Origin of the sequence: Pseudoclavibacter sp. RFBA6, from assembly GCF_002931575.1 — a bacterium.
Lineage (GTDB): Bacteria > Actinomycetota > Actinomycetes > Actinomycetales > Microbacteriaceae > Pseudoclavibacter > Pseudoclavibacter terrae.
This window is the reverse complement of record NZ_PSUA01000010.1, coordinates 362,521-385,312: the sequence shown is the minus strand read 5'-3', so window position 1 is coordinate 385,312 and position 22,792 is coordinate 362,521. Positions and strand designations below refer to the sequence as shown.

General features: G+C 66.3%; 20 protein-coding genes. 4 read left to right on the top strand and 16 right to left on the bottom strand.

The features are described from left to right. The first annotated feature begins 3 nt into the window (after positions 1 to 3). The 3 genes from C5C17_RS08075 to C5C17_RS08065 all read left to right on the top strand — a co-directional run bounded on the left by C5C17_RS08075 (position 4) and on the right by C5C17_RS08065 (position 3,577). Positions 4 to 837: a c-type cytochrome gene (locus C5C17_RS08075; RefSeq protein WP_104252851.1), complete on the top strand. Its 834-nt coding sequence runs from the start codon at positions 4 to 6 to the stop codon at positions 835 to 837. 72 nt (positions 838 to 909) lie between these two features. Further along, complete coding sequence (locus tag C5C17_RS08070; protein ID WP_104252850.1) at positions 910 to 1,989, top strand: ubiquinol-cytochrome c reductase iron-sulfur subunit; 1,080 nt, start codon at positions 910 to 912, stop codon at positions 1,987 to 1,989. After that, positions 1,973 to 3,577, top strand: coding sequence for a cytochrome bc complex cytochrome b subunit (locus C5C17_RS08065; protein ID WP_104252849.1), 1,605 nt, complete (start codon positions 1,973 to 1,975; stop codon positions 3,575 to 3,577). The genes C5C17_RS08070 and C5C17_RS08065 overlap by 17 nt, the downstream gene beginning before the upstream one ends. A gap of 1,236 nt (positions 3,578 to 4,813) precedes the next feature. Here the strand turns inward: C5C17_RS08065 and C5C17_RS08060 are convergent. The 5 genes from C5C17_RS08060 to C5C17_RS08040 form a co-directional block, all read right to left on the bottom strand. Then, positions 4,814 to 5,236 (bottom strand): cytochrome c oxidase subunit 4, encoded by a 423-nt coding sequence (locus C5C17_RS08060; RefSeq protein WP_104252848.1) that lies wholly within the window; start codon positions 5,234 to 5,236, stop codon positions 4,814 to 4,816. Next, complete coding sequence (gene ctaD, locus C5C17_RS08055) at positions 5,233 to 6,954, bottom strand: cytochrome c oxidase subunit I (protein ID WP_104252847.1); 1,722 nt, start codon at positions 6,952 to 6,954, stop codon at positions 5,233 to 5,235. The genes C5C17_RS08060 and ctaD overlap by 4 nt, the downstream gene beginning before the upstream one ends. Before the next feature lie 11 nt (positions 6,955 to 6,965). Beyond that, positions 6,966 to 7,919 (bottom strand): cytochrome c oxidase subunit II, encoded by a 954-nt coding sequence (gene coxB / locus C5C17_RS08050; protein ID WP_104252846.1) that lies wholly within the window; start codon positions 7,917 to 7,919, stop codon positions 6,966 to 6,968. Between the two features lie 128 nt (positions 7,920 to 8,047). Continuing rightward, entirely contained in the window at positions 8,048 to 8,413 is a 366-nt protein-coding gene (locus C5C17_RS08045; RefSeq protein WP_068476349.1) for an iron-sulfur cluster assembly accessory protein, read from the bottom strand. Positions 8,414 to 8,513: 100 nt separating this feature from the next. After that, entirely contained in the window at positions 8,514 to 9,932 is a 1,419-nt protein-coding gene (locus tag C5C17_RS08040; RefSeq protein WP_104252845.1) for a dipeptidase, read from the bottom strand. Between the two features lie 41 nt (positions 9,933 to 9,973). On the opposite strand from C5C17_RS08040, the gene C5C17_RS08035 reads away from it, so the two are divergent. Next, positions 9,974 to 10,558, top strand: coding sequence for a DUF3043 domain-containing protein (locus tag C5C17_RS08035; RefSeq protein ID WP_104252844.1), 585 nt, complete (start codon positions 9,974 to 9,976; stop codon positions 10,556 to 10,558). A gap of 171 nt (positions 10,559 to 10,729) precedes the next feature. Here C5C17_RS08035 and C5C17_RS08030 read toward each other — a convergent pair whose 3' ends face one another. From C5C17_RS08030 to ftsZ, 11 genes are all read right to left on the bottom strand, one after another. Next, entirely contained in the window at positions 10,730 to 11,761 is a 1,032-nt protein-coding gene (locus tag C5C17_RS08030; protein WP_104252843.1) for a quinone-dependent dihydroorotate dehydrogenase, read from the bottom strand. Beyond that, positions 11,758 to 12,267, bottom strand: coding sequence for a transcriptional regulator NrdR (nrdR, locus tag C5C17_RS08025; RefSeq protein ID WP_104252842.1), 510 nt, complete (start codon positions 12,265 to 12,267; stop codon positions 11,758 to 11,760). The genes C5C17_RS08030 and nrdR overlap by 4 nt, the downstream gene beginning before the upstream one ends. Further along, complete coding sequence (hisD, locus tag C5C17_RS08020) at positions 12,267 to 13,571, bottom strand: histidinol dehydrogenase (protein WP_104252841.1); 1,305 nt, start codon at positions 13,569 to 13,571, stop codon at positions 12,267 to 12,269. The genes nrdR and hisD overlap by 1 nt, the downstream gene beginning before the upstream one ends. Positions 13,572 to 13,640: 69 nt before the next feature. Continuing rightward, positions 13,641 to 17,150: a DNA polymerase III subunit alpha gene (dnaE, locus tag C5C17_RS08015; protein ID WP_104252840.1), complete on the bottom strand. Its 3,510-nt coding sequence runs from the start codon at positions 17,148 to 17,150 to the stop codon at positions 13,641 to 13,643. Positions 17,151 to 17,226: 76 nt separating this feature from the next. Next, complete coding sequence (locus C5C17_RS08010; RefSeq protein ID WP_104252839.1) at positions 17,227 to 18,153, bottom strand: RluA family pseudouridine synthase; 927 nt, start codon at positions 18,151 to 18,153, stop codon at positions 17,227 to 17,229. Then, complete coding sequence (gene lspA / locus C5C17_RS08005) at positions 18,153 to 18,704, bottom strand: signal peptidase II (protein ID WP_258066069.1); 552 nt, start codon at positions 18,702 to 18,704, stop codon at positions 18,153 to 18,155. The genes C5C17_RS08010 and lspA overlap by 1 nt, the downstream gene beginning before the upstream one ends. 10 nt (positions 18,705 to 18,714) lie before the next feature. Continuing rightward, entirely contained in the window at positions 18,715 to 19,461 is a 747-nt protein-coding gene (locus C5C17_RS08000; RefSeq protein ID WP_104252838.1) for a DivIVA domain-containing protein, read from the bottom strand. A gap of 224 nt (positions 19,462 to 19,685) precedes the next feature. Then, positions 19,686 to 19,970, bottom strand: a complete 285-nt coding sequence (locus C5C17_RS07995; RefSeq protein WP_104252837.1) for a YggT family protein — start codon at positions 19,968 to 19,970, stop codon at positions 19,686 to 19,688. 119 nt (positions 19,971 to 20,089) lie between these two features. Continuing rightward, positions 20,090 to 20,593, bottom strand: a complete 504-nt coding sequence (locus C5C17_RS07990; protein WP_104252836.1) for a cell division protein SepF — start codon at positions 20,591 to 20,593, stop codon at positions 20,090 to 20,092. Between the two features lie 33 nt (positions 20,594 to 20,626). Continuing rightward, on the bottom strand, positions 20,627 to 21,343 hold the full coding sequence (locus C5C17_RS07985; RefSeq protein ID WP_104252835.1) for a YggS family pyridoxal phosphate-dependent enzyme: 717 nt from the start codon (positions 21,341 to 21,343) through the stop codon (positions 20,627 to 20,629). Between the two features lie 7 nt (positions 21,344 to 21,350). Then, entirely contained in the window at positions 21,351 to 22,577 is a 1,227-nt protein-coding gene (ftsZ, locus tag C5C17_RS07980) for a cell division protein FtsZ (protein WP_104252834.1), read from the bottom strand. Positions 22,578 to 22,792 lie beyond the last annotated feature (215 nt).

Below are 22,792 nucleotides of genomic sequence, written 5' to 3'. Positions count from 1 at the left end.
CAAATGTTCCGAACGACCAAACCACGGACTGCGAAGACGGCGACCCGCAAGACGGCACGCCGCCGCACCCCCCTCGCCACCGCCGCACTCCTCGGAGCCGGCCTCCTTCTCACCGGAGGCGCGTACACGGCGATCGACTCCGCCACGACGGCAGCCGCAGCACAGGGTGCCGCCCCCGCCGCGGCGAGCGACATCGAGAACGGCGCTGCGCTCTTCGGCGCGAACTGCGCGACCTGCCACGGCATGAACGCCGCCGGCACCGAGAACGGGCCGAGCCTCATCGGCGTCGGAGCGGCCGCCGTCGACTTCCAGGTCGGCACCGGACGCATGCCGATGCAGGCGAACGCCGCCCAGGCGCCCGCGAAGCCCGTCCAGTTCGACGAGCAGGGCATCAGCGACCTCGCTGACTACGTGGCATCGCTGGCCCCAGGTCCCGCTGTCCCCGACGAGCAGTACCTGCAGGCCGACGGCGACGCGGCACGAGGAGCGGAGCTCTTCCGCATCAACTGCGCCATGTGCCACAACGTGGCCGGCGCGGGCGGTGCCCTGACCGAAGGCAAGTTCGCTCCCGAGCTCATGACCGTCGAGCCGGTGCACCTCTACGAGGCCATGATCACCGGTCCGCAGAACATGCCCGTGTTCAACGACGCGAACCTCACCCCCCAGGACAAGGCCGACATCATCACGGCCATCCGCTGGCAGACCGAGGTCACCGGCACGATCGGCGGCAACAGCCTCGGCTCGCTCGGACCCGTCTCCGAAGGCCTCTTCATCTGGATCTTCGGCATCGGTGCCGGCGTCGCCATGGCGGTCTGGATCGCCACTCGACCGAACTAGTGCCGGCTGAGGCCTGGCACAGGCATCCAAGACATACTGCAGCTGAACAGACACACCCAGAAAGGGATCACCATGGCTGATGGCGAACACGGCGGAGAGCTTCGCACTGCTCCTTCGTCGGAGCGGGCGCCTCACATCGGGACCGCGATCCTTCCCAAGGACGGCTTCGAGAACCCTGGCATGCCGGCGCACCGCGACCGGATCACCGACGTAGACCCCGCACAGGCGAAGCGCACCGAGCGCCTCCTCGTCGCGCTCTTCGTCTTTTCGGCGCTCGCCAGCATCTTCGCTGTCGTCGCCTACTTCGTGTGGCCGATCAGCCGCGAGGACATCTCCACGGTGCGTGCGAACAACATGTTCCTCGGCATCGGCATCGCCCTCGCGATGCTCGCTATCGGCATCGGCACGGTCGCCTGGTCGAAGTACCTCATGGCCGACCACGAGATGGCAGAGGCACGCCACCCGGGCAAGGGGTCGCCCGCGACGCGCTCGCGCGCAGTCGAGATCTTCGCGCAGGCCAACGAGGAATCCGGCTTCAGCCGCCGCAAGCTGTTCCGCAACTCGCTCATCGGTGCGCTCGTCGCCATGCCGCTTCCAGGCATCGTCCTCTTCCGTGACCTCTACAACGGAAACAACCCGGACCCGGTCGAGTCCCTCTCACACACCATGTGGGAAGAAGGAACGCGTCTCGTCCGCGACCCTACGGGCACCCCGATCCGCGCGGCCGACGTCACGTACGGCTCCGCGTTCCACGTGATCCCGGACGGCCTCATCGACCTCGAGCACCACCTGCTCGAAGAGAAGGCCAAGGCCGTCGTCCTCCTGATGCGTCTCCCCGCAGACCAGCTCAACGAGCGCGAAGACCGTGCAGGCTGGTCGTACGACGGCATCGTCGCCTACTCCAAGGTCTGCACGCACGTCGGCTGCCCTGTTGCTCTGTACGAGCAGCAGACGCACCACCTGCTCTGCCCCTGCCACCAGTCGCAGTTCGACGTCAAGAACCACTGCGAGGTCATCTTCGGACCCGCTGGTCGTCCGCTCCCGCAGCTGCCGATCGCCGTCGACGACGAGGGCTACCTGATCGCGCAGAGCGACTTCACCGAACCTGTCGGACCGAGCTTCTGGGAGCGACGCCATGACTACAACGTATAAAGCTCCGGTCCGCGAAGGCGGCTTCATCGCCGGCGCCGCCAACTACCTCGACGAGCGCACCACGATCTCGGGTGCGGTCAAGGAGTTCGGGCGCAAGATCTTCCCGGACCACTGGTCCTTCATGCTCGGCGAGATCGCGCTCTACAGCTTCGTCGTCATCCTGCTCTCTGGCACGTTCCTGACGTTCTTCTTCGACCCATCGATGGCGCACGTCGAATATGAAGGCTCCTACCTGCCGCTCAAGGGCATGGGCATGTCGGCCGCGATGGCATCCACGCTCGACATCTCGTTCGACATCCGCGGTGGCCTCCTCATGCGCCAGGTGCACCACTGGGCGGCCCTGCTGTTCGTGGCCTCCATCGGCCTGCACATGCTGCGCGTCTTCTTCACCGGCGCGTTCCGCAAGCCCCGTGAGCTCAACTGGGTCGTCGGCTTCGTGCTCTTCATCCTCGCGATGGCTGAGGGCTTCACGGGCTACTCGCTTCCCGACGACCTGCTCTCCGGCAACGGCCTGCGCATCATCGACGGCATCATGAAGGGCATCCCGCTCGTCGGAACGTGGGTCTCGTTCTTGTTCTTTGGCGGCGAGTTCCCCGGCACCGAGATCGTCGGCCGTCTCTACTCGCTGCACATCATGATCCTGCCCGCGATGGTCATCCTGTTCATCGCGCTGCACCTTGCCCTCATGGTGATCAACAAGCACACCCAGTGGCCTGGACCCGGCCGCACGAACGGCAACGTCGTCGGAAACCCGGTCCTCCCGGTCTTCGCTGGGAAGGCTGGAGGGTTCTTCTTCCTCATCTTCGGCCTCATCTTCCTGATCGCGTCGTTCTTCTCGATCAACCCGGTGTGGAACTACGGCCCGTACGACCCGTCCCCCGTGTCTGCTGGAACTCAGCCTGACTGGTACATCGGGTTCGCCGACGGAATGCTCCGCCTCATCCCACCGGGCTGGGAGGTGTACTGGTTCAACCACACGTGGTCGTTCGCGATCCTCACACCGCTGATCGTCATCGGCATCTTCATCGTGCTGGTCGTCGTGTACCCCTTCATCGAGGCCTGGATCACGGGTGACAAGCGCGAGCACCACCTGCTCGACCGTCCGCGCAACGCGCCGACCCGCACCGCTATCGGTGCCGCCGGCGTCACGTTCTACGCGGTCATGTGGGCGGCAGCCAGCTCGGACCTCATGGCGACGCACTTCCACCTGGCCATGGAACACGTCATCCACTTCCTCCAGGTGATGCTCATCCTCGGACCGATCATCGCGTACATCGCGACGAAGCGAATCTGCATCGGCCTGCAGAAGCGGGACCGTTCGCTCGCACTCCACGGTGTCGAGTCGGGACGCGTGCTCCGACTTCCCCACGGCGAGTTCGTGGAAGTCGAAGTTCCCCTCGACAAGTACGACCGCTGGGAGCTGGTCTCCTACAACGAGCAGGCACCGATCATGCTCCGTCCGAACGCGGATGGGAAGATCACGGCGCCCATGCGAGTGCGTGCCGCTCTGTCGCGGTGGTTCTTCGAGGACCGTGTCGAGCCCGTCGCCAAGGGCGAGCTCGAGCAGGCACACCACGGCCACCACTAGGTCGTAGGCAAGTCCCGCGCCCTCCTGGGTTGCAGATGGGGCTGTCAGGCCCGCGCAAGCGGTCTGGCAGCCCCATTCTCGTCCCGGCTGTCGAGCCTCAGGCTCGCGAACGATCGGGTGCATGGGTGCGATCAGCGAGGCGCTGCAGTGCCCCCGTTGCAGGCCACACCCTGGCGGGCGGAAACGACCCGGGACGATGGTTCAGCGTCCCAGGCCCCACTTGTAGTCGTCTCTCCGAGCAGATGAGAACCGCAACTGCTCCCCCCCCCCCCCTGTCGCCGGACCGGCGCTGCGCCGGATTGGGTCGTGTCTCGACCGCGCCAGGCGCGGTGAGGAGCCGTCGTCCTGTGGTGTGCGTTGGGCTCCGATGCGCGGCGGTCCACACGGAGTGCGCTCTGTCGTCCCCGCGGGTGTCACGTGACGAGACCCGCTCGTCTGGTCGGTCGACTGCCGTGCCGGCAAGTGTCAGACCTCTCGAGTCTTCTCACTGGTCCGAGCAGGCGCGTGTCATGGACGCGCACGCAGCCGCTGAGGACTGGATCTCGAACACCCGGGCTCGCCCATCAGTGGTGTATAGACCAGCCGGACGAGGCAGCACAGCGTGCAGAGCGGGACTATTTGTTCTCGCCACCGGGTCCAGCGCTCGGCCCCTCCAGGGCGCGACTACGACATTCTTCGTGCTGCGCCCGCGGAGTCCAGGACTACGCATCATCACTAGCGAGGGGTTCAGCCCGTCTGAACCCGCTCGTCCGCGCCGATCCTCCAGGCCGAGACGCGCGTGGTCCCAGTGAGCGAAGTCTGCGGCCCTCGGACGATGAGTGCCTGTCTCCCCTCCCCCTCGTACCTCGGGGTCGCGGACACCCCAGCGCGCGTGCGTGAGGCCCGCCGATGACTCGTGATGGGCCGAGCAGACGCCATGCACGCGCACACTGCCGATCGTCATCGTCTCGCGCAGCCCCTTCTGCGCCGCGAGAGTCCCGGCTCCCGCGGAGACGTAGCGCCTGCAGAGGACTCACGAAGCGAAGAGCCTCCGGCATACAACGCCCACACCGGGCCCATGTCGCCCCGGCCCCGGCCAGGAGCAACACCAGCACCAGCACCAGCACGTGATCACGCCTTCCCGGCCTTGTGGGACCCGGCTGGCCGCGCACGCACCGAGCGCAGCACGCACCGATCCGCCGCATGCGAAAGGCCCGCCCCTCGTGAGAGGGGCGGGCCAGAAGCGTTCGGACGTGCCTAGTGGGCGTAGCGTCCGCGGTAGTACTCGAACACCCACCCGACGATCGCGATGATGAACAGCGGCGCCGCGAAGTACGCGAACCACCATCCGCCGATCGAGAGGCCGAGGAAGATCAGTCCCACGGCGAGTGCCAGCACGAACGGCCACCAGCTCTGCGGCGGGAAGAACCCGAGCTCGGGGTCGGCGTCGGCGATCTCTCCGTCGAGACGGTCCTCGGGGAGGACGTGCACGCGGAACGGCTTCGCTGAGCTGCCCAGGTAGAACGCGACGAACGCCACGAACAGACCAGACAGCGCCAGTGCGACGATGCCGACCCACTCGTAGTGCCCGAGAGCCGCACGAGTCCAGAGGACATAGATGACGGTCACAACCGCGTAGAAGACGGCGAGGACCCAGAGGAGGCGGGCTGAGGTCTTCACTCTCGTTCTCCGATCTTGTCGTTGACGGGCGTCAGGTCACGGTATCCGTGTGGTGCGACCTCGGGGTGGTTGAGGTCGAACGCGGGGCGCTCCGAGCGGATGCGCGGGATGGACGTGAAGTTGTGTCGCGGCGGCGGGCAGCTGGTCGCCCACTCGAGCGAGGAGCCGTAGCCCCACGGGTCGTCGACCGTGACCTTCGGCGCGTTGCGCGCCGTGATGAAGATGTTCAGGAAGAACGGCAGCAGCGAGATGGCGAGCACGAACGCGCCGATCGTCGACAGCTGGTTCATCCACGTGAAGTTGTCCTCGGGCTGGTACGTGGCGTACCTGCGCGGCATGCCCATCACACCGAGCCAGTGCTGGATGAGGAACGTCATGTGGAAGCCGATGAACAGCAACCAGAACTGGATCTTGCCGAGACGCTCGTTGAGCATCTTGCCGGTCCACTTCGGCCACCAGAAGAAGGCGCCGGCGAACATCGCGAACACGATCGTTCCGAAGACCACGTAGTGGAAGTGCGCCACGACGAAGTAGGTGTCGGACACGTGGAAGTCGAGCATCGGCGAGGCCAGGATGACACCGGTCAGACCGCCGAAGACGAACGTGACCAGGAAGCCGAGCGAGAACAGCATGGGGGTCTCGAACGTCACCGATCCCCGCCAGAGGGTGCCGATCCAGTTGAAGATCTTCACTCCCGTCGGCACGGCGATCAGCATCGTCATGAGCGCGAAGAACGGCAGCAGTACGGTACCGGTCACGTACATGTGGTGCGCCCACACGGACGCTGACAGGGCGGCGATCGCGATCGTCGCGTACACGAGGGTCTTGTAGCCGAAGATCGGCTTCCTGCTGAAGGCCGGGAAGATCTCGGAGACGATGCCGAAGAACGGCAGGGCGAGCACGTAGACCTCTGGATGGCCGAAGAACCAGAACAGGTGCTGATAGAGGATCGCACCACCGGCCTCGACGTCGTAGATATGCGTGAGGAATACGCGGTCCATGAGGAGGCCGAACCACGCAGCCGCGAGGACGGGGAAGGCGAACAGCACGAGGATGGACGTGATCATCGCGTTCCAGGTGAAGATCGGCATGCGCCACATCGTCATGCCAGGCGCGCGCATCGTGATGATCGTCGTGATGAAGTTCACGGCACCGAAGATCGTCGCGAAGCCGGTCGCCGCGAGCCCCGCCACCCACAGATTGCCACCGACGCCAGGGGAATAGGTGGTCGTCGACAAGGGGACGTAGGCCGTCCAGCCGAACGATGCCGCACCTCCCGGCGTGAGGAAGCCGCCGACGGCGATGAGCGCCCCGAAGGTGAAGAGCCAGAAAGCGAAGGCGTTGAGTCGCGGGAAGGCGACGTCGGCCGTGCCGATCTGCAGGGGCACGAGCACGTTCGCGAAGCCGGAGAACAGCGGCGTCCCGAACATGAGCAGCATGATCGTGCCGTGCATGGTGAAGAGCTGGTTGTACTGCTCTTTGGTGTCGATGATCTCCATTCCCGGCTCGAAGAGCTGGGTGCGGATGACCAGCGCCATCACACCACCGATGCAGAACCAGACGAAGCTGGAGATCAGGTACATGTACCCGATGGTCTTGTGGTCCGTCGAGGTGATCCAGGAAACGAGGACATTGCCCTTGCGCTCGACAGAGCTGCTGGGGGCGGTGGTCGCCTCAGAGACCGGGGTGATGCCTGGACGGTTCAGCGTTGACGTCATATTCGTCGCCCCTATTCCGACTCGTGGTTGAACTCGGGAACATCAGTGCCCGGAAGGTTCTGGTTGCGGTTGTAGTCGTCTCCGTGGGAGCCGACGTTGCCCGCCGCGCGAAGCTCGGCGATGTAGGCGTTGTACTCGGCCTGCGAGACGACCTCGACCTGGAAGAGCATCATCGAGTGGTACTCGCCGCAGAGCTCGGCGCACTTGCCCATGTACGTGCCTTCACGTTCTGGCACGAACGACATGGTGTTGGTGTGGCCGGGGATGTTGTCGATCTTGTAGTGGAAGTCGACGATCCAGAAGGAGTGGATGACGTCGCGCGACTTGATGTCGAGCGTGACGTTCGCGCCGACCGGAAGGACGAGCTTCGGCAGTGCAGCCTCGTCGATCTCTCCGGTGGCGGCGCCGCGCTCGCCGCCCTCGGACGGCTCGCGGATCTCCTGCGCCTGGATGCCCTCGTAGTAGACACCGGAGTCGTACTCGGTGTTGCTCGTGGGCAGGTAGTTGAAGTCCCACGCCCACTGCTTGCCGTAGACCTCGATCTTGACGTCCTGCTCTTCTTCGGCGAAGTTGGAGACGACCGGGGCCTCCTCGCGCACGGTGAAGGCGAAGAAGCCGGCGACGAGGATGACCGGGACCACGGTGAAGAGGATCTCGATGGGCATGTGGTAGCGCAGCTGCGCCGGCAGGCCCTTCTCGCCCTTGCGGCGGCGGAACAGAACTGACGCCCAGATGATGAGACCCCAGGTGATCCCTCCCACGACGAGGAGGATGATCCAGGAGTTCACCCAGAAGTTCGTGAAGGCGTCGGAATGGTTGGTGACACCGGGGTCACCGGGCATGTAGCCCCGTAGTTCTTGCGACGTGCAGCCAGCCAGGATCAGAATCAGGGCTGCTGCAATCGGAGCGGCGAACCACTTCACGCGGCGGGTGTCTCGCACGGCAAACCTTTCGAGGTGACGCATACAGGTTGCTGTCAGTCTAGTGCGAATCGGGAGGGTCGATGACCCGGGGCGCGCGGGGACGACAAAACGGCGCGGTCAGAGACCGCGCCGTTTCGGGTGTGTCGCGGGGGTGAGCCCCGCGTGTCGAGTCAGTGGAAGGAGTCGCCACAAGCACAGGAACCCTGCGCACTCGGGTTGTCGATCGTGAAGCCCTGCTTCTGGATCGTGTCCTCGAAGTCGATCTTCGCGTTGTCAAGGTAGGGAACGCTCATCGGATCGACGATGACTTCGACACCGTCGAAGTCGACCGTCGCGTCGCCATCGAGGATGCGCTCGTCGAAGAACAGCTGGTAGATCAAGCCGGAGCATCCTCCCGGCTGGACGGCGATACGCAGTCGCAGGCCACCCTCGCTCTCCTGGCCGATCAGGTTCTTGATCTTGTCAAGTGCCGCCTGGGTCAGGGTCACGGAGTGCGTGGCCTCGCTCACGGTGATGCCTTCAAGAACTGCGCTCATGGATTCTCCTCGTGCTGCTGGGCGGGACGACCTGCTCCCGCGCTCTTCACATCAGTAACGGCGTATGGCTCCAGGGTATTCCTCCTCAGCCGGAATCGCATCAGCTGACGTCGGTGTCCGGCCGCGCGAAGCGCAGGAGGAAGAGCCCCTCAGCCGAGATCGCGCGACGCAGCACGCCGAGGTCCTGCGACTCATTGGGGCTGTGCGCCATCGTGGCCGGGTCCTCCACTCCAGTCACGAGGATCTCGGCGTCCGGGTACACCTCGGCGAGCGCGGCGATGAATGGGATCGACCCGCCGATGCCCGTCTCGGCGGCGTCCACACCCCACCCATCGCGCATCGCGGACTTCATGAGGCCGACCGCGGGTCCCGCGGTGTCGACGAGGAACGGCTGCCCGACGTCTGGCTGGGTGATCTCGATGCGCGCTCCGAAGGGGGCGTGCTCGGTCAGGTGGCGCTCGAGTGCCGCGTACGCCTCGGCTGCGTCGTCGCCGGGGGCGATGCGGGCCGACAGGCGGACCGACACGACGGGCAGGAGCGTGTTGGACGCTTCAGCGACGCTCGGCGCGTCGATGCCGGTGATCGTGATGGCAGGCTGGTTCCAGAGGCGGTCGTGAACACTCCCCCGACCGATCGTCATGACCCCGTCGAGGAGTTCCGCGTCGCGCCGGATATCCGCCTCGTCCCCGCCTGCGAGCCCCCCGCTGCGCGTGCCGAGGCCTGCGACGGCGACCGCGCCGTCCGCGTCCCAGAGCGTGTCGAGCAGACGGACGGCCGCGAGCATCGCATCCGGCACGGCACCCCCGAGCATTCCGGAGTGGGAGGCGTGCCCGAGCGTTCGAACGGTGACCTTCATGGTCACGTTGCCGCGGAGGGAGACGGTCAGTCCGGGAGTCGTCGTCGAGGGGTTGTCGCTGTCGGCGACGATGATCGCGTCGGCGCCGAGCGCTGCCCTGTGCTTGGCGAGGAAGTCCGAGAAGCTGCGGGAACCGTTCTCCTCCTCGCCCTCGATGAACACGGAGAGCCCGATCCTTGGCCTCCCGGACGTGGCCGTGCCGAGCGCCTCGAGGGCCGCGATGTGCGTCATGATTCCCGCCTTGTCGTCACTCGCACCGCGTCCGTAGAGGCGACCATCGCGGAGGGTCGGCTCGAACGGCGGGGTCCTCCAGTCGTCGGCACTCCCCTGGGGTTGCACGTCGTGGTGCGCGTACAGGAGGACGGTGGGCTGGCCGGGCTCGGCCTGTCTCGTCGCGATCACAGCGGGCTGGCCCGTGTAGCCGTCGGACGTCTCGACGCCCTCGATCTCGACGGCATCGAACAGCTCGAGCTCGCGCAGCAGCTCCGCCGTGCGTTCGGCGCTGCGCTGCACGTGCACTCGGTCGAAGGCGTCCCAGGAGACGGACGGGATGCGGACGAGGCCGGAAAGTCGGGCGATCGTGGCGGGAAAGCGGTCCTCGACCGCTTCGAGAAGTCGCTGTTCCTGATCGTGTGCATCGAGTGGGGCTTCGGGGAGAGTCATAGCGGTTAGGCTAAATCACACCAGAGTTCTTGAGAGGCATCATGTCGAAGCACGAGTCCAAGAGCGCCGAGACAGCATCGCTTCCCGCGAAGTCTCCGGCGAAGAAGCAGCAGCCGACCCCCACGAGGCGCGAGCGCGAAGCGCAGAACCTGCGTCCCCTCGTCCCTGAGGACCGCAAGCAGGCCAAGCGCGAGATGCAGGCGAAGGTCCGAATCGAGCAGGCCAAGGCACGTGAGGGGCTCGCCAAGGGCGACGACCGCTACCTCCGTCCGACCGAGCGCGGTCCGCAGAAGCGCTTCATGCGCAATTACATCGACGCGAGGTACTCGATCGGCGAGCTCCTCCTGCCGATGATGTTCCTCGTGATCTTCGCGACGTTCATCCCGAGCCAGTCCGTCGGCATCTGGGCGATGAGCTTCATCTGGGCGTTCCTCGCCGTGTGCATCCTCGAGGCCGTGATGGTCGCCAACATGATCAAGCGTCGCATCGCCGCGGTCGTCGGCAAGGACAAGGTCGAGAAGGGCATCATGATCGGTACGATCGCCCGCTGCCTGCAGCTGCGAGTCATGCGCATGCCGAAGTCGCAGGTCAAGCGCGGCGCGAAGATCGAGTTCACCGGCAAATAGTCATCCAGCGGGGCCCGACCGGCTCGCGTCAGGAAAACTCGAAGGCCCGAACGGTATTCCGCTCGGGCCTTCGCTGCTTCACAATGTAGACCCGCGGGGTGGCCAGAAGGTGTCAGGCGGCTGGGAATCCGAGATGGTGCCCGAAATGAGACCTTCGCGCGGAAGCGTCGATCAGCGTGCGAGGCGGGCGAGTCCGCGATTGATGCTGGCCGCCCAGGTGGGACCGGAGTAGAGGAACTCGGTGTAGCCCTGGACGAGCGTCGCGCCTGCGTCGAGGCGTCGGCGAACCTCGGCCGCGTCCGTGACCCCTCCGACGGAGATGATGCACAGCCTGTCCCCGGACGTCTCCTTGACGACCCGCAGGACCTCGCGTGAGCGCTCGGTGAGCGGACGACCGGATAGGCCTCCAGCGCCGAACGCCTCCACGACGCGGGCGGACGTGCGCAGGCCCGAGCGCGAGATCGTCGTGTTGGCCGCGATGATGCCGGCCAGACCCTCGTCGATGGCGAGCTGCGTGACCTCCCTGATCTCGTCATCGTCGAGATCAGGGGCGATCTTGACGAGCAGAGGAACGCCTGGTGCGGCGTCTCGGGCCGCGCGCAGGATCGGCGTCAGGGACTCGAGGGACTGCAGACTGCGCAGCCCCGGGGTGTTCGGCGAGGAGACGTTCACGACGAGATAGTCCGCGACCTCCTTGACGGCCGTGGCGGCGGCCGCGTAGTCGAGGTGCGCGTCGTCGGCCTCGGTCGTCTTGTTCTTGCCGATGTTGACGCCGACGATGACGGAGCGGTTGCGACGAGCCGCGATGTTGGCGGCTGCGAGCTCGGCACCGCGGTTGTTGAAGCCCATGCGGTTGATGAGCGCGCCGTCAGCGACGAGCCGGAAGAGCCGCGGCCCTGGGTTGCCTGGCTGCGGGCGGGGCGTCACGGTGCCGACCTCGACGTGGCCGAAGCCCAGCGCAGCGAGGCCGTCGATGTCCTCGGCGTCCTTGTCGAAACCGGCCGCGAGGCCGAACGGCGACGCGAAGCGGAGGCCCATCGCCTCGACGGCAAGCGATTCGGCAGGCGCTCCGAACGGCGAGATCAGTGCAGCCGGGCCGCGCCGACCGAGCGCCCTGATGACCCCGGACGCGAATGCGTGCGCGCGTTCCGGATCCATCTTCGACAGGACGTGACGGAACAGCAGACGGTAGGCGGCGCTCATCGGGTCTCCCCCTTGACGGTCGACTCGCCGTCGGCGGTCTCGGTGGCGTACTGCGCTCTGATGCCGTCCTCGTGCATTCGATCGATGGCCGCCCGGAAGTCATCGAGGCCGGCGAAGCCCTGGTAGACGCTCGCGAACCGAAGGTAGGCGACGTCGTCCAGCTCACGCAGCGGCGGCAGGATGGCCAGGCCGATGTCGTTGGCTTCGATCTGCGAGGCCCCGGTCGCGCGGATGCTCTCTTCCACGCGCTGCGCGAGGAGCGCCAGGTCGGTGTCGGTCACGGGTCGCCCCTGGCATGCCTTGCGGACACCGGCCACGACCTTGTCGCGTGAGAACGACTCGACGACGCCGTTGCGCTTGATGACCGTGAGGCTCGCCGTCTCGGTCGTGGAGAATCGGCGCCCGCATTCCGGGCACTGCCTCCTTCGACGGATCGCGAAGCCGTCGTCGCTGGTTCGCGAGTCGATGACCCGTGAGTCTGGGTGGCGGCAGAACGGGCAGTGCATCAGCTGAACCTCGCCGTCACTGCTTCACCGTGCGCCGGCAGGTCCTCGGCGTCTGCGAGCGCCACGACGTGCTCGCTCACGGCGCGCAGGGCTTCCCGGTCGTATCGGATGATCTGCTGCGGGCGGAGGAACGTGTGCGCGCCGAGACCGGGCGTGTGCGCCGCCTGGCCGCCCGTCGGCAGCACGTGGTTGGAGCCAGCGAGGTAGTCGCCGAGGCTCACCGGCGAGTTGGCGCCCATGAAGATGGCTCCAGCGTTGTGGAGCATCGCGAGCACCGCCTCTGGCTCACGAGTCTGCACCTCGAGGTGCTCGGGCGCGTAGGCGTTCGACACCCTGGCTGCCGCGGCGAGGTCGTCGACGAGGATGACGGCGGACTGGCGTCCACCGAGGGAGACGCGCACGCGCTCGGCGTGCTTGGTCGCTGCCGCTCTGACCTCGACGCGCTCGAGCACACGCCTCGCCCATTCCGCGTCGGGGGTGACGAGGAGCGCCGACGCGAGCTCGTCGTGCTCGGCCTGACTCACGAGGTCCGCGGCGACGTGGTCCGCGTCTCCGGAGTCGTCTGCGATCACGAGGATCTCCGTCGGGCCCGCCTCTGAGTCGATGCCGACGAACGACTGCACGATGCGCTTCGCTGCGGCGACGTACACGTTGCCCGGGCCGGTGATGACCTCGACCGGTTCGAGGCCGATGTCGGAGACGCCGTGCGCCAGCGCGCCGATGGCGCCCGCCCCGCCCATGGCGTAGACCTCGGTGACGCCGAGGAGCCCAGCCGCACCGAGGATCGTGGGGTGCACGCCCCCACCGAAGTCCCGCTGCGGCGGCGACGCGATCGCGATCGAGGAGACGCCCGCCGCCATCGCGGCGCAGACGTTCATGACGACGCTCGATGGGTAGACGGCTTTCCCGCCAGGTACGTAGAGGCCGACACGCGCCACGGGGTGCCAGCGGAGCTCGACGACGGCGCCGTCACCGAGCGTCGTGACCCTGGGGTCGGGGACCTGCGCGGCCGAGCCAGCACGAACACGCTCGATCATGGCCTCCAGGCCAGCACGCACCCGGGGTTCGAGACTCGCCGCCGCTTCGTCGATCGCCTCCTGCGGGACCCGCAGGTGCGGTGGATCGACACCGTCGAGGCGCACCGCCTGCTCACGGAGCGCGGTGGCTCCGTCGTCGCGGACCGCCGAGATGAGCTCGGCAGCCGTGCCGAGGGCACGCCCGACGTCCAGCTCGGCACGAGGGAGGATGTTCCGAAGCTCGGAGGCGCTGAGCGCAGAACCACGCAGATCGATGAGTTGCATCATGGTGTCTCCATCGTAGTCAAGCGGCGAGCGAGCACCGTCGCCTCGTGAGCGGAGCGGCCCTGCCGCCCGCTACTCGAGGCAGCTCGGCCCGAGCAGCGCCTTCAGCTCCCCGTACAGGTCCTGCGTGATGCGCACCCGGTGAGGGAGCTCGAAGCGGCGCACGACCCCGGGGGTGCGCAGCCTGAGCCGGACCTCGCTCTCGCCCGAATGCCGGCGGAGCACCTTGCCGAGTGCATCCACCACCGGCTCCGTCGCCCGAGTGTCCGGGATGGTGAGCGTGAGCGTGCCCGCGTCCTCGGCCGCTGCGATCTTCGGCAGCGTGAGGCCCTGCGCGTGCAGGTTCATGCCATCGTCTCGCTTCGACACGCGACCCTTGACGGCCACGATGACATCGCCTTGGAGCTGTGTCTGGAACTCCTGGTATGTCTTGCCCATGAACATGACGGTCATGGTGCCGCCGAAGTCCTCGACCTCGATCATCCCGTACGGATTGCCCGAGTTCCGGGCCACCCGATGCTGCACGCTCGTGATGAGACCAGCGATCGTGACCTGCTGCCCGTCCTCCAGGTGCTCGGCCTGCGTCAGATCGAGGATGCTCGTGGTGGCGAGCTTCGCGAGCTCTCGCTCGAGCCCCGCAAGCGGGTGGTCGGAGACGTAGAGCCCGAGCATGTCCCGTTCGAAGGCGAGCTTGTCGCGGCGATTGAACTCGGGGCGGACGGGAACGTCGTCCTCCTCGGCTTCGAACTCGTCGAGACCCGCGAAGAGGTCGACCTGCCCGTGCGCTTCGTTCCGCTTGCGCGACACCGCGACGTCGATGGCGTTCTCGTGCACCTCGACGAGGGCTCGGCGAGTGTTGCCGAGGGAGTCGAAGGCGCCGGCCTTGATGAGCGACTCCACGGTGCGCTTGTTGGCGACCGTCGTCGGCACCTTCTTCAGGAAGTCATGGAACGAGACGAATGCGGTCTTCGACTCGCGCGCCTTCTGGATCTCCTCGACGACGTTGGCTCCCACGTTCCTCACGGCGCCGAGACCGAAGCGGATGTCCTCCCCCACCGCGGTGAAGTTGACGAAGGACTCGTTGACGTCGGGGGCGAGCACCGTGATGCCCATGCGGCGGCACTCGTTGAGGTACATCGCCAGCTTGTCGCGCGAGTCGCCGACGCTCGTGAGCAGCGCCGCCATGTACTCGGCGGGGAAGTGCGCCTTCAGATACGCGGTCCAGTAGGAGACGACGCCGTAGGCGGCCGAGTGTGCCTTGTTGAAGGCGTAGTCGGAGAACGGGAGCAGGATGTCCCAGAGCATCTTCACGGCTTCGTCGGAGTAGCCATTGGCGTGCATTCCGCCCTGGAAGCCGGCGAACTGCTTGTCCAGCTCCGACTTCTTCTTCTTGCCCATGGCGCGGCGAAGGATGTCGGCCTGGCCGAGCGAGAATCCGGCGACCTTCTGCGCGATGGCCATGACCTGCTCCTGATAGATGATCAGGCCGTAGCTGGTCGAGAGGATCTCCTGGAGCGGCTCCTCGAGTTGCGGGTGGATCGGCGTGATCTCCTGCTCGCCGTTCTTGCGCAGCGCGTAGTTGATGTGGGAGTTGGCCCCCATCGGCCCGGGACGGTACAGCGCGATGACCGCGGAGATGTCCTCGAAGTTGTCGGGCTTGAGGAGGCGGAGCAGGGAGCGCATGGGCCCACCGTCGAGCTGGAAGACCCCGAGCGTGTCACCGCGCGTCAGCAGCTCGTAGGCGCCGACGTCGTCCAGTTCGAGGTCCTCGAGGACGAGATCGATGCCGCGGTTCGCCTTGATGTTGACCACCGCGTCGCTCACGATGGTGAGGTTGCGCAGTCCGAGGAAGTCCATCTTGATGAGCCCGAGGGACTCGCTCGCCGGATAGTCGAACTGGGTGACGATCTGGCCGTCCTGCTCCCGCTTCATGATCGGGATGATGTCGATGAGCGGGTCGCTCGACATGATGACGCCAGCCGCGTGCACGCCCCACTGGCGCTTCAGGTTCTCGAGGCCGCTCGCGGTGTCGAACACCTTCTTCGCGTCCGGGTTGCTCTCGATGAAGGCGCGCATCTCGGCGGCCTCCGAGTAGCGCTTGTGCTCCTTGTCGAAGATCCCGCTGAGGGGGATGTCCTTGCCCATGACGGCGGGAGGCATGGCCTTCGTGAGCTGGTCGCCCATGGAGAACGGGTATCCGAGCACGCGCGAGGCATCCTTGAGCGCCTGCTTGGCCTTGATCGTGCCGTAGGTGACGATCTGGGCGACGCGCTCCGAGCCGTACTTCCCAGTGACGTACCGGATGACCTCCGACCTGCGGCGATCATCGAAGTCGACGTCGAAGTCGGGCATCGAGACTCGGTCCGGGTTGAGGAAGCGCTCGAAGATGAGGCCGTGCCGCAGCGGGTCGAGGTCGGTGATGCCCATGGCGTAGGCCACCATGGACCCTGCACCGGAACCGCGACCTGGCCCGACGCGGATGCCGTTGTCCTTCGCCCAGTTGATGAAGTCGGCGACGACCAGGAAGTATCCAGGGAAGCCCATCTGGTTGATGACGCCGATCTCGTAGTCCGCCTGGTTGCGGACGTCGCTCGGGACCCCGGCCGGGTACCGCTTGTCGAGACCCGCGTCGATCTCCTTAATGAACCAGGTGCTCTCCGTCTCGCCCTCCGGCACGGGGAAGCGGGGCATGTAGTTCGCGTTCTCATCGAACTCGGCTGAGCAGCGTTCGGCGATCAGCAGCGTGTTGTCGCACGCCTCAGGGTGATCGCGGAAGATGGCTCGCATCTCGGCTGCCGACTTCAGGTAGTAGCCGGTGCCGGAGAACTGGAACCGGTTCGGGTCGTCCATCGTCGACCCGGATTGCACGCACAGGAGCGCGGAGTGGCTGTCAGCGTCGTGCGAGTGCGTGTAGTGCAGGTCGTTGGTCGCGACCAGGGGAAGGCCGAGGTCCTTAGCGAGCTTCAGCAGGTCCGGCATGACGCGGCGCTCGATGTCGATGCCGTGGTCCATGATCTCGCAGAAGTAGTTCTCCGCCCCGAAGATGTCGCGGAACTCGGCGGCTGCCGCACGCGCCTCGTTGTACTGCCCGAGCCGAAGCCGCGTCTGAACCTCGCCCGAGGGGCATCCGGTCGTCGCGATGAGTCCCTTCGAGTACGTGTTGAGCAGCTCGCGGTCCATGCGCGGCTTGAAGTAGTACCCCTCCATGGAGGCCCGACTGGAGAGGCGGAAGAGGTTGTGCATGCCCTGCGTCGTCTCGCTGAGCATCGTGATGTGCGTGTAGGCACCGGAGCCGGAGACGTCGTCTCCCCCGCCGTTGCCCCACTTCACACGAGTGCGGTCACCGCGGTGCGTTCCCGGAGTCAGGTACGCCTCGGTACCGATGATCGGCTTGATGCCGTGCTCTTTCGCGGCCTTCGCGAACTCGTACGCCCCGAACACGTTCCCGTGGTCGGTCATCGCCACGGCGGGCATGCCCTGCTCGACGGCGGCCTTCATGAGTTCGCCGATCCGGGCCGCTCCGTCGAGCATCGAGTACTCGCTATGGACGTGGAGGTGGGCGAACGAGTCTGCTGAAGGCAATGTCTCTCCGAGAAGATGGGTGGATCGGCGCACCCATCTTAGGTCGCCGGAGCGCCTTCGCGGACGAGGCTGTGGACTACAGCTCGCCGTCGCGCAGCAGCTCGAGCGCGTGCGCCAGGTCGTCTGGGTACTCGGTGGTGAAGCGGACGGGCTCACCCGTGCGGGGATGGGCGAAGCCGAGCTCCTTGGCGTGCAGCCACTGTCGCTTGAGGCCGAGCTTGGCGGCCACGACCGGGTCGGAGCCGTACAGCGGGTCCCCGATGCATGGGTGCCGTTGAGCGGCCATGTGCACGCGGATCTGGTGGGTGCGCCCGGTTTCGAGATGGACCTCGAGCAGTGCTCCCCGGCGGAACGCCTCGACGGTCTCGTAGTGGGTGACCGACGGCTTGCCGTCGCTCGTGACAGCGAACTTCCACGACGATCCGGGGTGCCGGCCGATGGGGGCGTCGATCGTGCCGGACAGTGGGTCAGGGTGCCCCTGGACGACCGCGTGGTAGACCTTCTCGACCTGGCGATCGTGGAAGGCCTTCTTGAGCTGCGCGTACGACAGCTCGCTCTTCGCCACGACCATGAGTCCGCTCGTGCCTGCATCCAGACGGTGCACGATGCCCTGGCGCTCCGACTGCCCGGAGGTCGAGATGGTGAATCCTGCCGCGGCGAGCGCGCCGAGCACGGTGGGGCCGTCCCAGCCGATCGACGGGTGCGCGGCGACGCCGACGGGCTTGTCGATGACGACGAAGTCGTCCTCGTCGTGCACGATCTTGAGGTCGGGCACGGCGATCGGAATGACCTTCACCGGCCCGGCCTGCTCCCACTCGATGGAGATGACGGCACCGGCTGTCATCCGGTCGGATTTGCCGACTGGCTTTCCGTCGATCGTGATCCCGCCCGCCGCCGCGATATCAGCGACCTGCGTCCTGCTGAGACCGAGGAGCTTGGAGACACCCGCGTCGACGCGGGTGCCCTCGAGACCGTCAGGGATCGGGATCGTCCTGGATTGCATTACGCGTCCTTCTTCGCCTTGGGGCGGCGCTTGCCGTCGAAACCGATGTCGAACAGGGTGAGCAGCACGAACGCCGACATCCCCACGACGATGCACATGTCGGCGACGTTGTAGATCGCCGGGAGCATCCACGGCGTGTAGATGAAGTCGATGACGTGGCCGACGCCGAAGCCGGGCTCGCGGAAGAGCCGGTCGAAGAGGTTGCCGAGAGCGCCACCGAGCACGAGTCCGAACACTGCGGCCCAGCGCTTCGACGCGAGCCGGCGAGCAACGACCAAGATGACGATGACCATGACCGTCGACACGCCCGTGAAGATCCACGTGGAGCCTGCGGCGAACGAGAACGCAGCGCCCGGGTTCCTGACGAAGTGCCACTGCAGGAAGCCACCGAGCGCCTCGATCGTCTGCCCCTCAGTCATCGAGGAGACGACAAGCGCCTTGGATATCTGGTCAAGCGCAAACGCGCCGACGGCGACCGCGGCGAGCAACGCAAGAATGCGGATGCTCGGACGCGATCGCCGTTCGGTGGTCTGCAGAGGTGTGTCCTCCACGTTCCGAGTGCTACTGGCCCGCTGGTGCGGAGCCTTCGAGGACGTCGCTGGCCTGACGGTTCAGGTCGTTGAGCTGGCCTTCGATGTAGGAGCGGAGGTTGTTGCGGTACTCGCGCTCGAAGATGCGGAGCTCCTCGATACGGGCCTCGAGCTTTGTCTTGGCCTCCTCGAGTCGACCGATCGTCTCGCGTTCCTTGGCCTCGGCCTCGGTGACGATCGTGCGGGCACGGCCCTCGGACTCGACCGTGATCTCGCGGGCGCGCTTCTCGCTGTCGCCCTCGATCTGACGTGCGCGGGTCTCGGACTCGGCGATGATCTCACGAGCACGGGTCTCGCCCGTGGCGATGATCTCGTCGCGCTTGCGCGTTCCCTCTTCGACGTGCTCGTCGTGAAGGCGGCGGGCGAGGGCGATGAGCGAGCTGCTCGTCTCGGCCTCGTCGGCACCCTCTACGGCGACGGGAGCGGGAGCTGCAGGCTGCGCGAGCGGCGCGATGGGCTCAGGCTCTGGCTCGGGAGCTGCCTCGACCTCGACGCTGGGCTCCTCGACCGGGGCGGGAGCTGCGGCTGCCGGCGCGCTGCTGGCGCGCGCCTCTGCCTCTTCGAGCTGCTGACGAAGCTGCTCGTTCTCCCCCACGAGGCGGCGCATTTCTGCAACGACCTCGTCGAGGAAGTCGTCGACCTCGTCCTGGTCGTACCCCTCGCGGAACTTGGTCTGCTGGAAGCGTTTGTTGATGACGTCCTCAGGAGTGAGTGCCATGTCGGCCACCTTTCGACTCTCTCTGCGATTGGTCTGTATCTGGAAAAGACTCTGGGTCTGATGAGCAGACTCTGGGTCTGGCGTGACAACACTAGCGTTGCCCAGATGTGCACGCAGAACGTTGCTGTGCTGCGCAGCACATAGGTCACATTACGGCACTTGGGTCCCGTGCGTCACATTCTGTCGGGAAAGTCGCCATTCACCTAATGGAGAGAGCTCACGGCTTAGAGCAGGCGCACGAGATTCGACGTGATGACCAGCGCGAACATGACGATGATCCAGGCGAGGTCGAGGGCGATGTTGCCGATGCGAAGCGGAGGCACGACTTTGCGGACCGCACGAAGGGGCGGGTCGGTCAGCGAGTAGACGCCCTCGCAGAGGACGAGCACGAATCCCTTCGGCTTCCACCGAGGCGCGAACATGCGCGCGTAGTCGAGGATCAGCCGACCCCACATCACCATGATGTAGAGGCCGATGACGAAGCCGAGGATCGCGCCGAGGATATTCATTCGTTTCCTGAGATGTTGTCGTGCAGACACGGCGACGGTGCACCCTCTGGATGCACCGTCTCACCGTTCGCGCGAAAGCGGGCCGCTCTGCCGCTCGGCAGAGTCAGGCTGGTTGGGGTCTACTGGAAGAACGAGGCTTCCTTCTCCGCCTCCAGCTTGCTGGACTCGCCGTGGACGGCGATGTGCTGAGGCGAGAGCAGGAACACCCGGCTCGTCACGCGCTCGATCTTGCCATAGAGGCCCTGGGAGAGCCCACTCGCGAAGTCGATGAGGCGACGCGCCTCGGCCTCGTCCATCTCGGAGAGGTTCATGATGACGGGGACGCCATCGCGGAAGTTCTCGGCGATGACCTGCGCGTCTTTGTTGTAGGCCTTCGGGTGGACCGTGAGGATCTCGTTCATTTCCGCCATCGCCGGGGTTGAAGTGTGCTTGGGAGCTTTGGTGATCGGGGTCACTGGCGCCGGCTTCGGGCGCTCCGTGACGACCGGAGAGAGCTGCGGCGAAGGTGCCGCGGCTGGCGACTGCCTCTGCTGCTGCGCCTGTGGCGTCTCGTCGTGCAGATTCTGCTCGTCTTCGTCAGCAAGGCCCAGGTAGACCATGGCATTGCGCAGCGGGTTGGCCATTGTGCTCCTCCGTGTGTTCGGCGTGCCCCCACGCTACGTCCGTTCGGGTCGCTTTCCCGTGATTGCCGCGCCGATTCTGAGGTGTGTCGCACCGTTTTCGATGGCTTCTGCGAAGTCGTTGGACATGCCCATCGACAGTGCGGTCGCCGACGGAGCAAGCGGTCGGATGCGCTGCCCGAGCGCCCGGAGCTCGGCGAAGGCCGCGCGTGGCTCCTCCCCCAGTGGCGCGACGCACATGAGGCCTTGGAGGTCGAGCGACTCGGTACGCAGGACCTGCTCGACGAGCGCCTCCAACTCCGCGGGCTGGACGCCGCCCCTGGCGGGATCCGGGGTCATGTTGACCTGCACGAACACGCGAAGCGGGTGTGCCCGCTCGATGTTCGACAGTGCGTCGACGAGCCCACCCCTGTCGATCGAATGCACGGCATCCACGTACTGGGCGATCTGGCGCGCCTTCTTCGTCTGGATCTGACCGACGAAGTGCCATTCGAGGTCGGCGCGCTCTGCGAGCGCCGCGGCCTTGTCTCTGGCCTCCGGGTGCCTGCTCTCCGCGAAGCGACGGACGCCGAGGTCAACGAGGTCGGCGACGAGTTCGGGGCCTTGGAACTTCGTGACGGGGATGAGGGTGACCTCGGAGGGGTCGCGTCCCGCGCTGAGACAGCTCTCACGAATGGCGGTCTGGACGGCCGAGAGGCGCTCGGACAGCGTCTGATGACCCTGGCCGAGCGCCTCTGCAGCTTGCTCTGGCATTCGCGCTCTACTTGAGGAAGTCCGGAACGTCGAGGATGTCCTCGGCGTCGTCGTAGGCCGCCTCCGGCTCGCGGCGAGGCGCGATGGTGGGCGCCTCGGCCGTCGACCAGGCGGGAGCCTGCGAGACCGGTGCTGGCGCCTGCACGGGCTCGCGCTCGACGGGCACGGACGGTGCGGAGGCGACAGCGGCCGCGGCCGCACCGAGACCGATGGCGCCGGTGTTCGCCTGCTGGACAGGCGCGGCCGCGGGCGCTGGCACGGACTGCTGCTCCTGCAGCGTCTTGGGCTCGCCCCCGGCGAAGCCCGCCGCGATGACGGTGACGCGCACCTCGTCGCCGAGCGTGTCGTCGATGACCGCACCGAAGATGATGTTGGCCTCCTGGTGGACGGCCTCCTGCACGAGCTTCGCTGCGTCGTTGATCTCGAAGATGCCGAGGTTCGAACCGCCCTGGATGGAGAGCAGGACGCCGTGGGCACCTTCGATGCTCGCCTCGAGGAGCGGCGACGCGACCGCGAGTTCCGCTGCCTTGATCGCCCGGTCGGCACCCCTGGACGAGCCGATGCCCATGAGCGCGGAGCCCGCACCCTGCATGACCGATTTGACGTCGGCGAAGTCGAGGTTGATGAGACCCGGGGTCGTGATCAGGTCGGTGATGCCCTGCACACCGGCAAGGAGCACCTGGTCGGCCGTCGAGAACGCCTCGATCATCGAGATGCCGCGGTCGCTGATCTCCAGGAGGCGGTCGTTCGGGACGACGATGAGGGTGTCGACTTCTTCCTTCAGGGTGGCGACACCCTGCTCGGCCTGCTGCATGCGGCGGCGGCCCTCGAAGCTGAACGGCTTGGTGACGACACCGATGGTGAGCGCGCCGATCGACTTCGCGATGCGCGCGACGACGGGAGCGCCCCCTGTTCCGGTTCCGCCACCCTCGCCAGCCGTGACGAAGACCATGTCGGCGCCGGCGAGCGCCTGCTCGATCTCCTCGGCGTGGTCCTCGGCTGCGCGGCGGCCGACCTCCGGGTCAGCCCCGGCACCGAGACCACGTGTCAGCTCGCGACCGACGTCGAGCTTGACGTCGGCGTCGCTCATGAGCAGCGCCTGCGCGTCGGTGTTGATCGCGATGAACTCCACGCCGCGGAGGCCGAGCTCGATCATTCTGTTGACTGCATTGACGCCGCCGCCGCCGATGCCGACGACCTTGATGACGGCGAGGTAGTTGTTGGTGTTCGACACGTGTCCGGCCCCTCGTTGGCGTGTGGTGTGGTTGAAGAACGGAGCGCACACCTCGACAAGTCACCGCTGGCGACTGCGTACGAGCTTCAACCTCTACTTGAAGCTCAGAGATATGCTGTTTCCTGATTGCTTGCTTCGACGCTAGGTCGCGAACGCCGCCCCATCCGTGCAGTCCGCAGGTGTGTTGCGTTTTGCGCGCCGAATGCCGCCGAGTC

Excerpts from the sequence above, each read along its gene's own strand:
- coxB (WP_104252846.1), bottom strand. The coding sequence starts at position 7,919 with ATGCGTCACCTCGAAAGGTTTGCCGTGCGAGACACCCGCCGCGTGAAG.
- C5C17_RS08035 (WP_104252844.1), top strand. The coding sequence starts at position 9,974 with ATGTCGAAGCACGAGTCCAAGAGCGCCGAGACAGCATCGCTTCCCGCG.
- C5C17_RS08000 (WP_104252838.1), bottom strand. The coding sequence starts at position 19,461 with ATGGCACTCACTCCTGAGGACGTCATCAACAAACGCTTCCAGCAGACC.
- C5C17_RS08075 (WP_104252851.1), top strand. The coding sequence starts at position 4 with ATGTTCCGAACGACCAAACCACGGACTGCGAAGACGGCGACCCGCAAG.
- C5C17_RS08030 (WP_104252843.1), bottom strand. The coding sequence starts at position 11,761 with ATGAGCGCCGCCTACCGTCTGCTGTTCCGTCACGTCCTGTCGAAGATG.
- hisD (WP_104252841.1), bottom strand. The coding sequence starts at position 13,571 with ATGATGCAACTCATCGATCTGCGTGGTTCTGCGCTCAGCGCCTCCGAG.
- C5C17_RS08040 (WP_104252845.1), bottom strand. The coding sequence starts at position 9,932 with ATGACTCTCCCCGAAGCCCCACTCGATGCACACGATCAGGAACAGCGA.
- C5C17_RS08045 (WP_068476349.1), bottom strand. The coding sequence starts at position 8,413 with ATGAGCGCAGTTCTTGAAGGCATCACCGTGAGCGAGGCCACGCACTCC.
- nrdR (WP_104252842.1), bottom strand. The coding sequence starts at position 12,267 with ATGCACTGCCCGTTCTGCCGCCACCCAGACTCACGGGTCATCGACTCG.
- ctaD (WP_104252847.1), bottom strand. The coding sequence starts at position 6,954 with ATGACGTCAACGCTGAACCGTCCAGGCATCACCCCGGTCTCTGAGGCG.
- C5C17_RS08010 (WP_104252839.1), bottom strand. The coding sequence starts at position 18,153 with ATGCAATCCAGGACGATCCCGATCCCTGACGGTCTCGAGGGCACCCGC.
- C5C17_RS08065 (WP_104252849.1), top strand. The coding sequence starts at position 1,973 with ATGACTACAACGTATAAAGCTCCGGTCCGCGAAGGCGGCTTCATCGCC.
- C5C17_RS08070 (WP_104252850.1), top strand. The coding sequence starts at position 910 with ATGGCTGATGGCGAACACGGCGGAGAGCTTCGCACTGCTCCTTCGTCG.
- C5C17_RS07995 (WP_104252837.1), bottom strand. The coding sequence starts at position 19,970 with ATGAATATCCTCGGCGCGATCCTCGGCTTCGTCATCGGCCTCTACATC.
- C5C17_RS07990 (WP_104252836.1), bottom strand. The coding sequence starts at position 20,593 with ATGGCCAACCCGCTGCGCAATGCCATGGTCTACCTGGGCCTTGCTGAC.
- C5C17_RS07985 (WP_104252835.1), bottom strand. The coding sequence starts at position 21,343 with ATGCCAGAGCAAGCTGCAGAGGCGCTCGGCCAGGGTCATCAGACGCTG.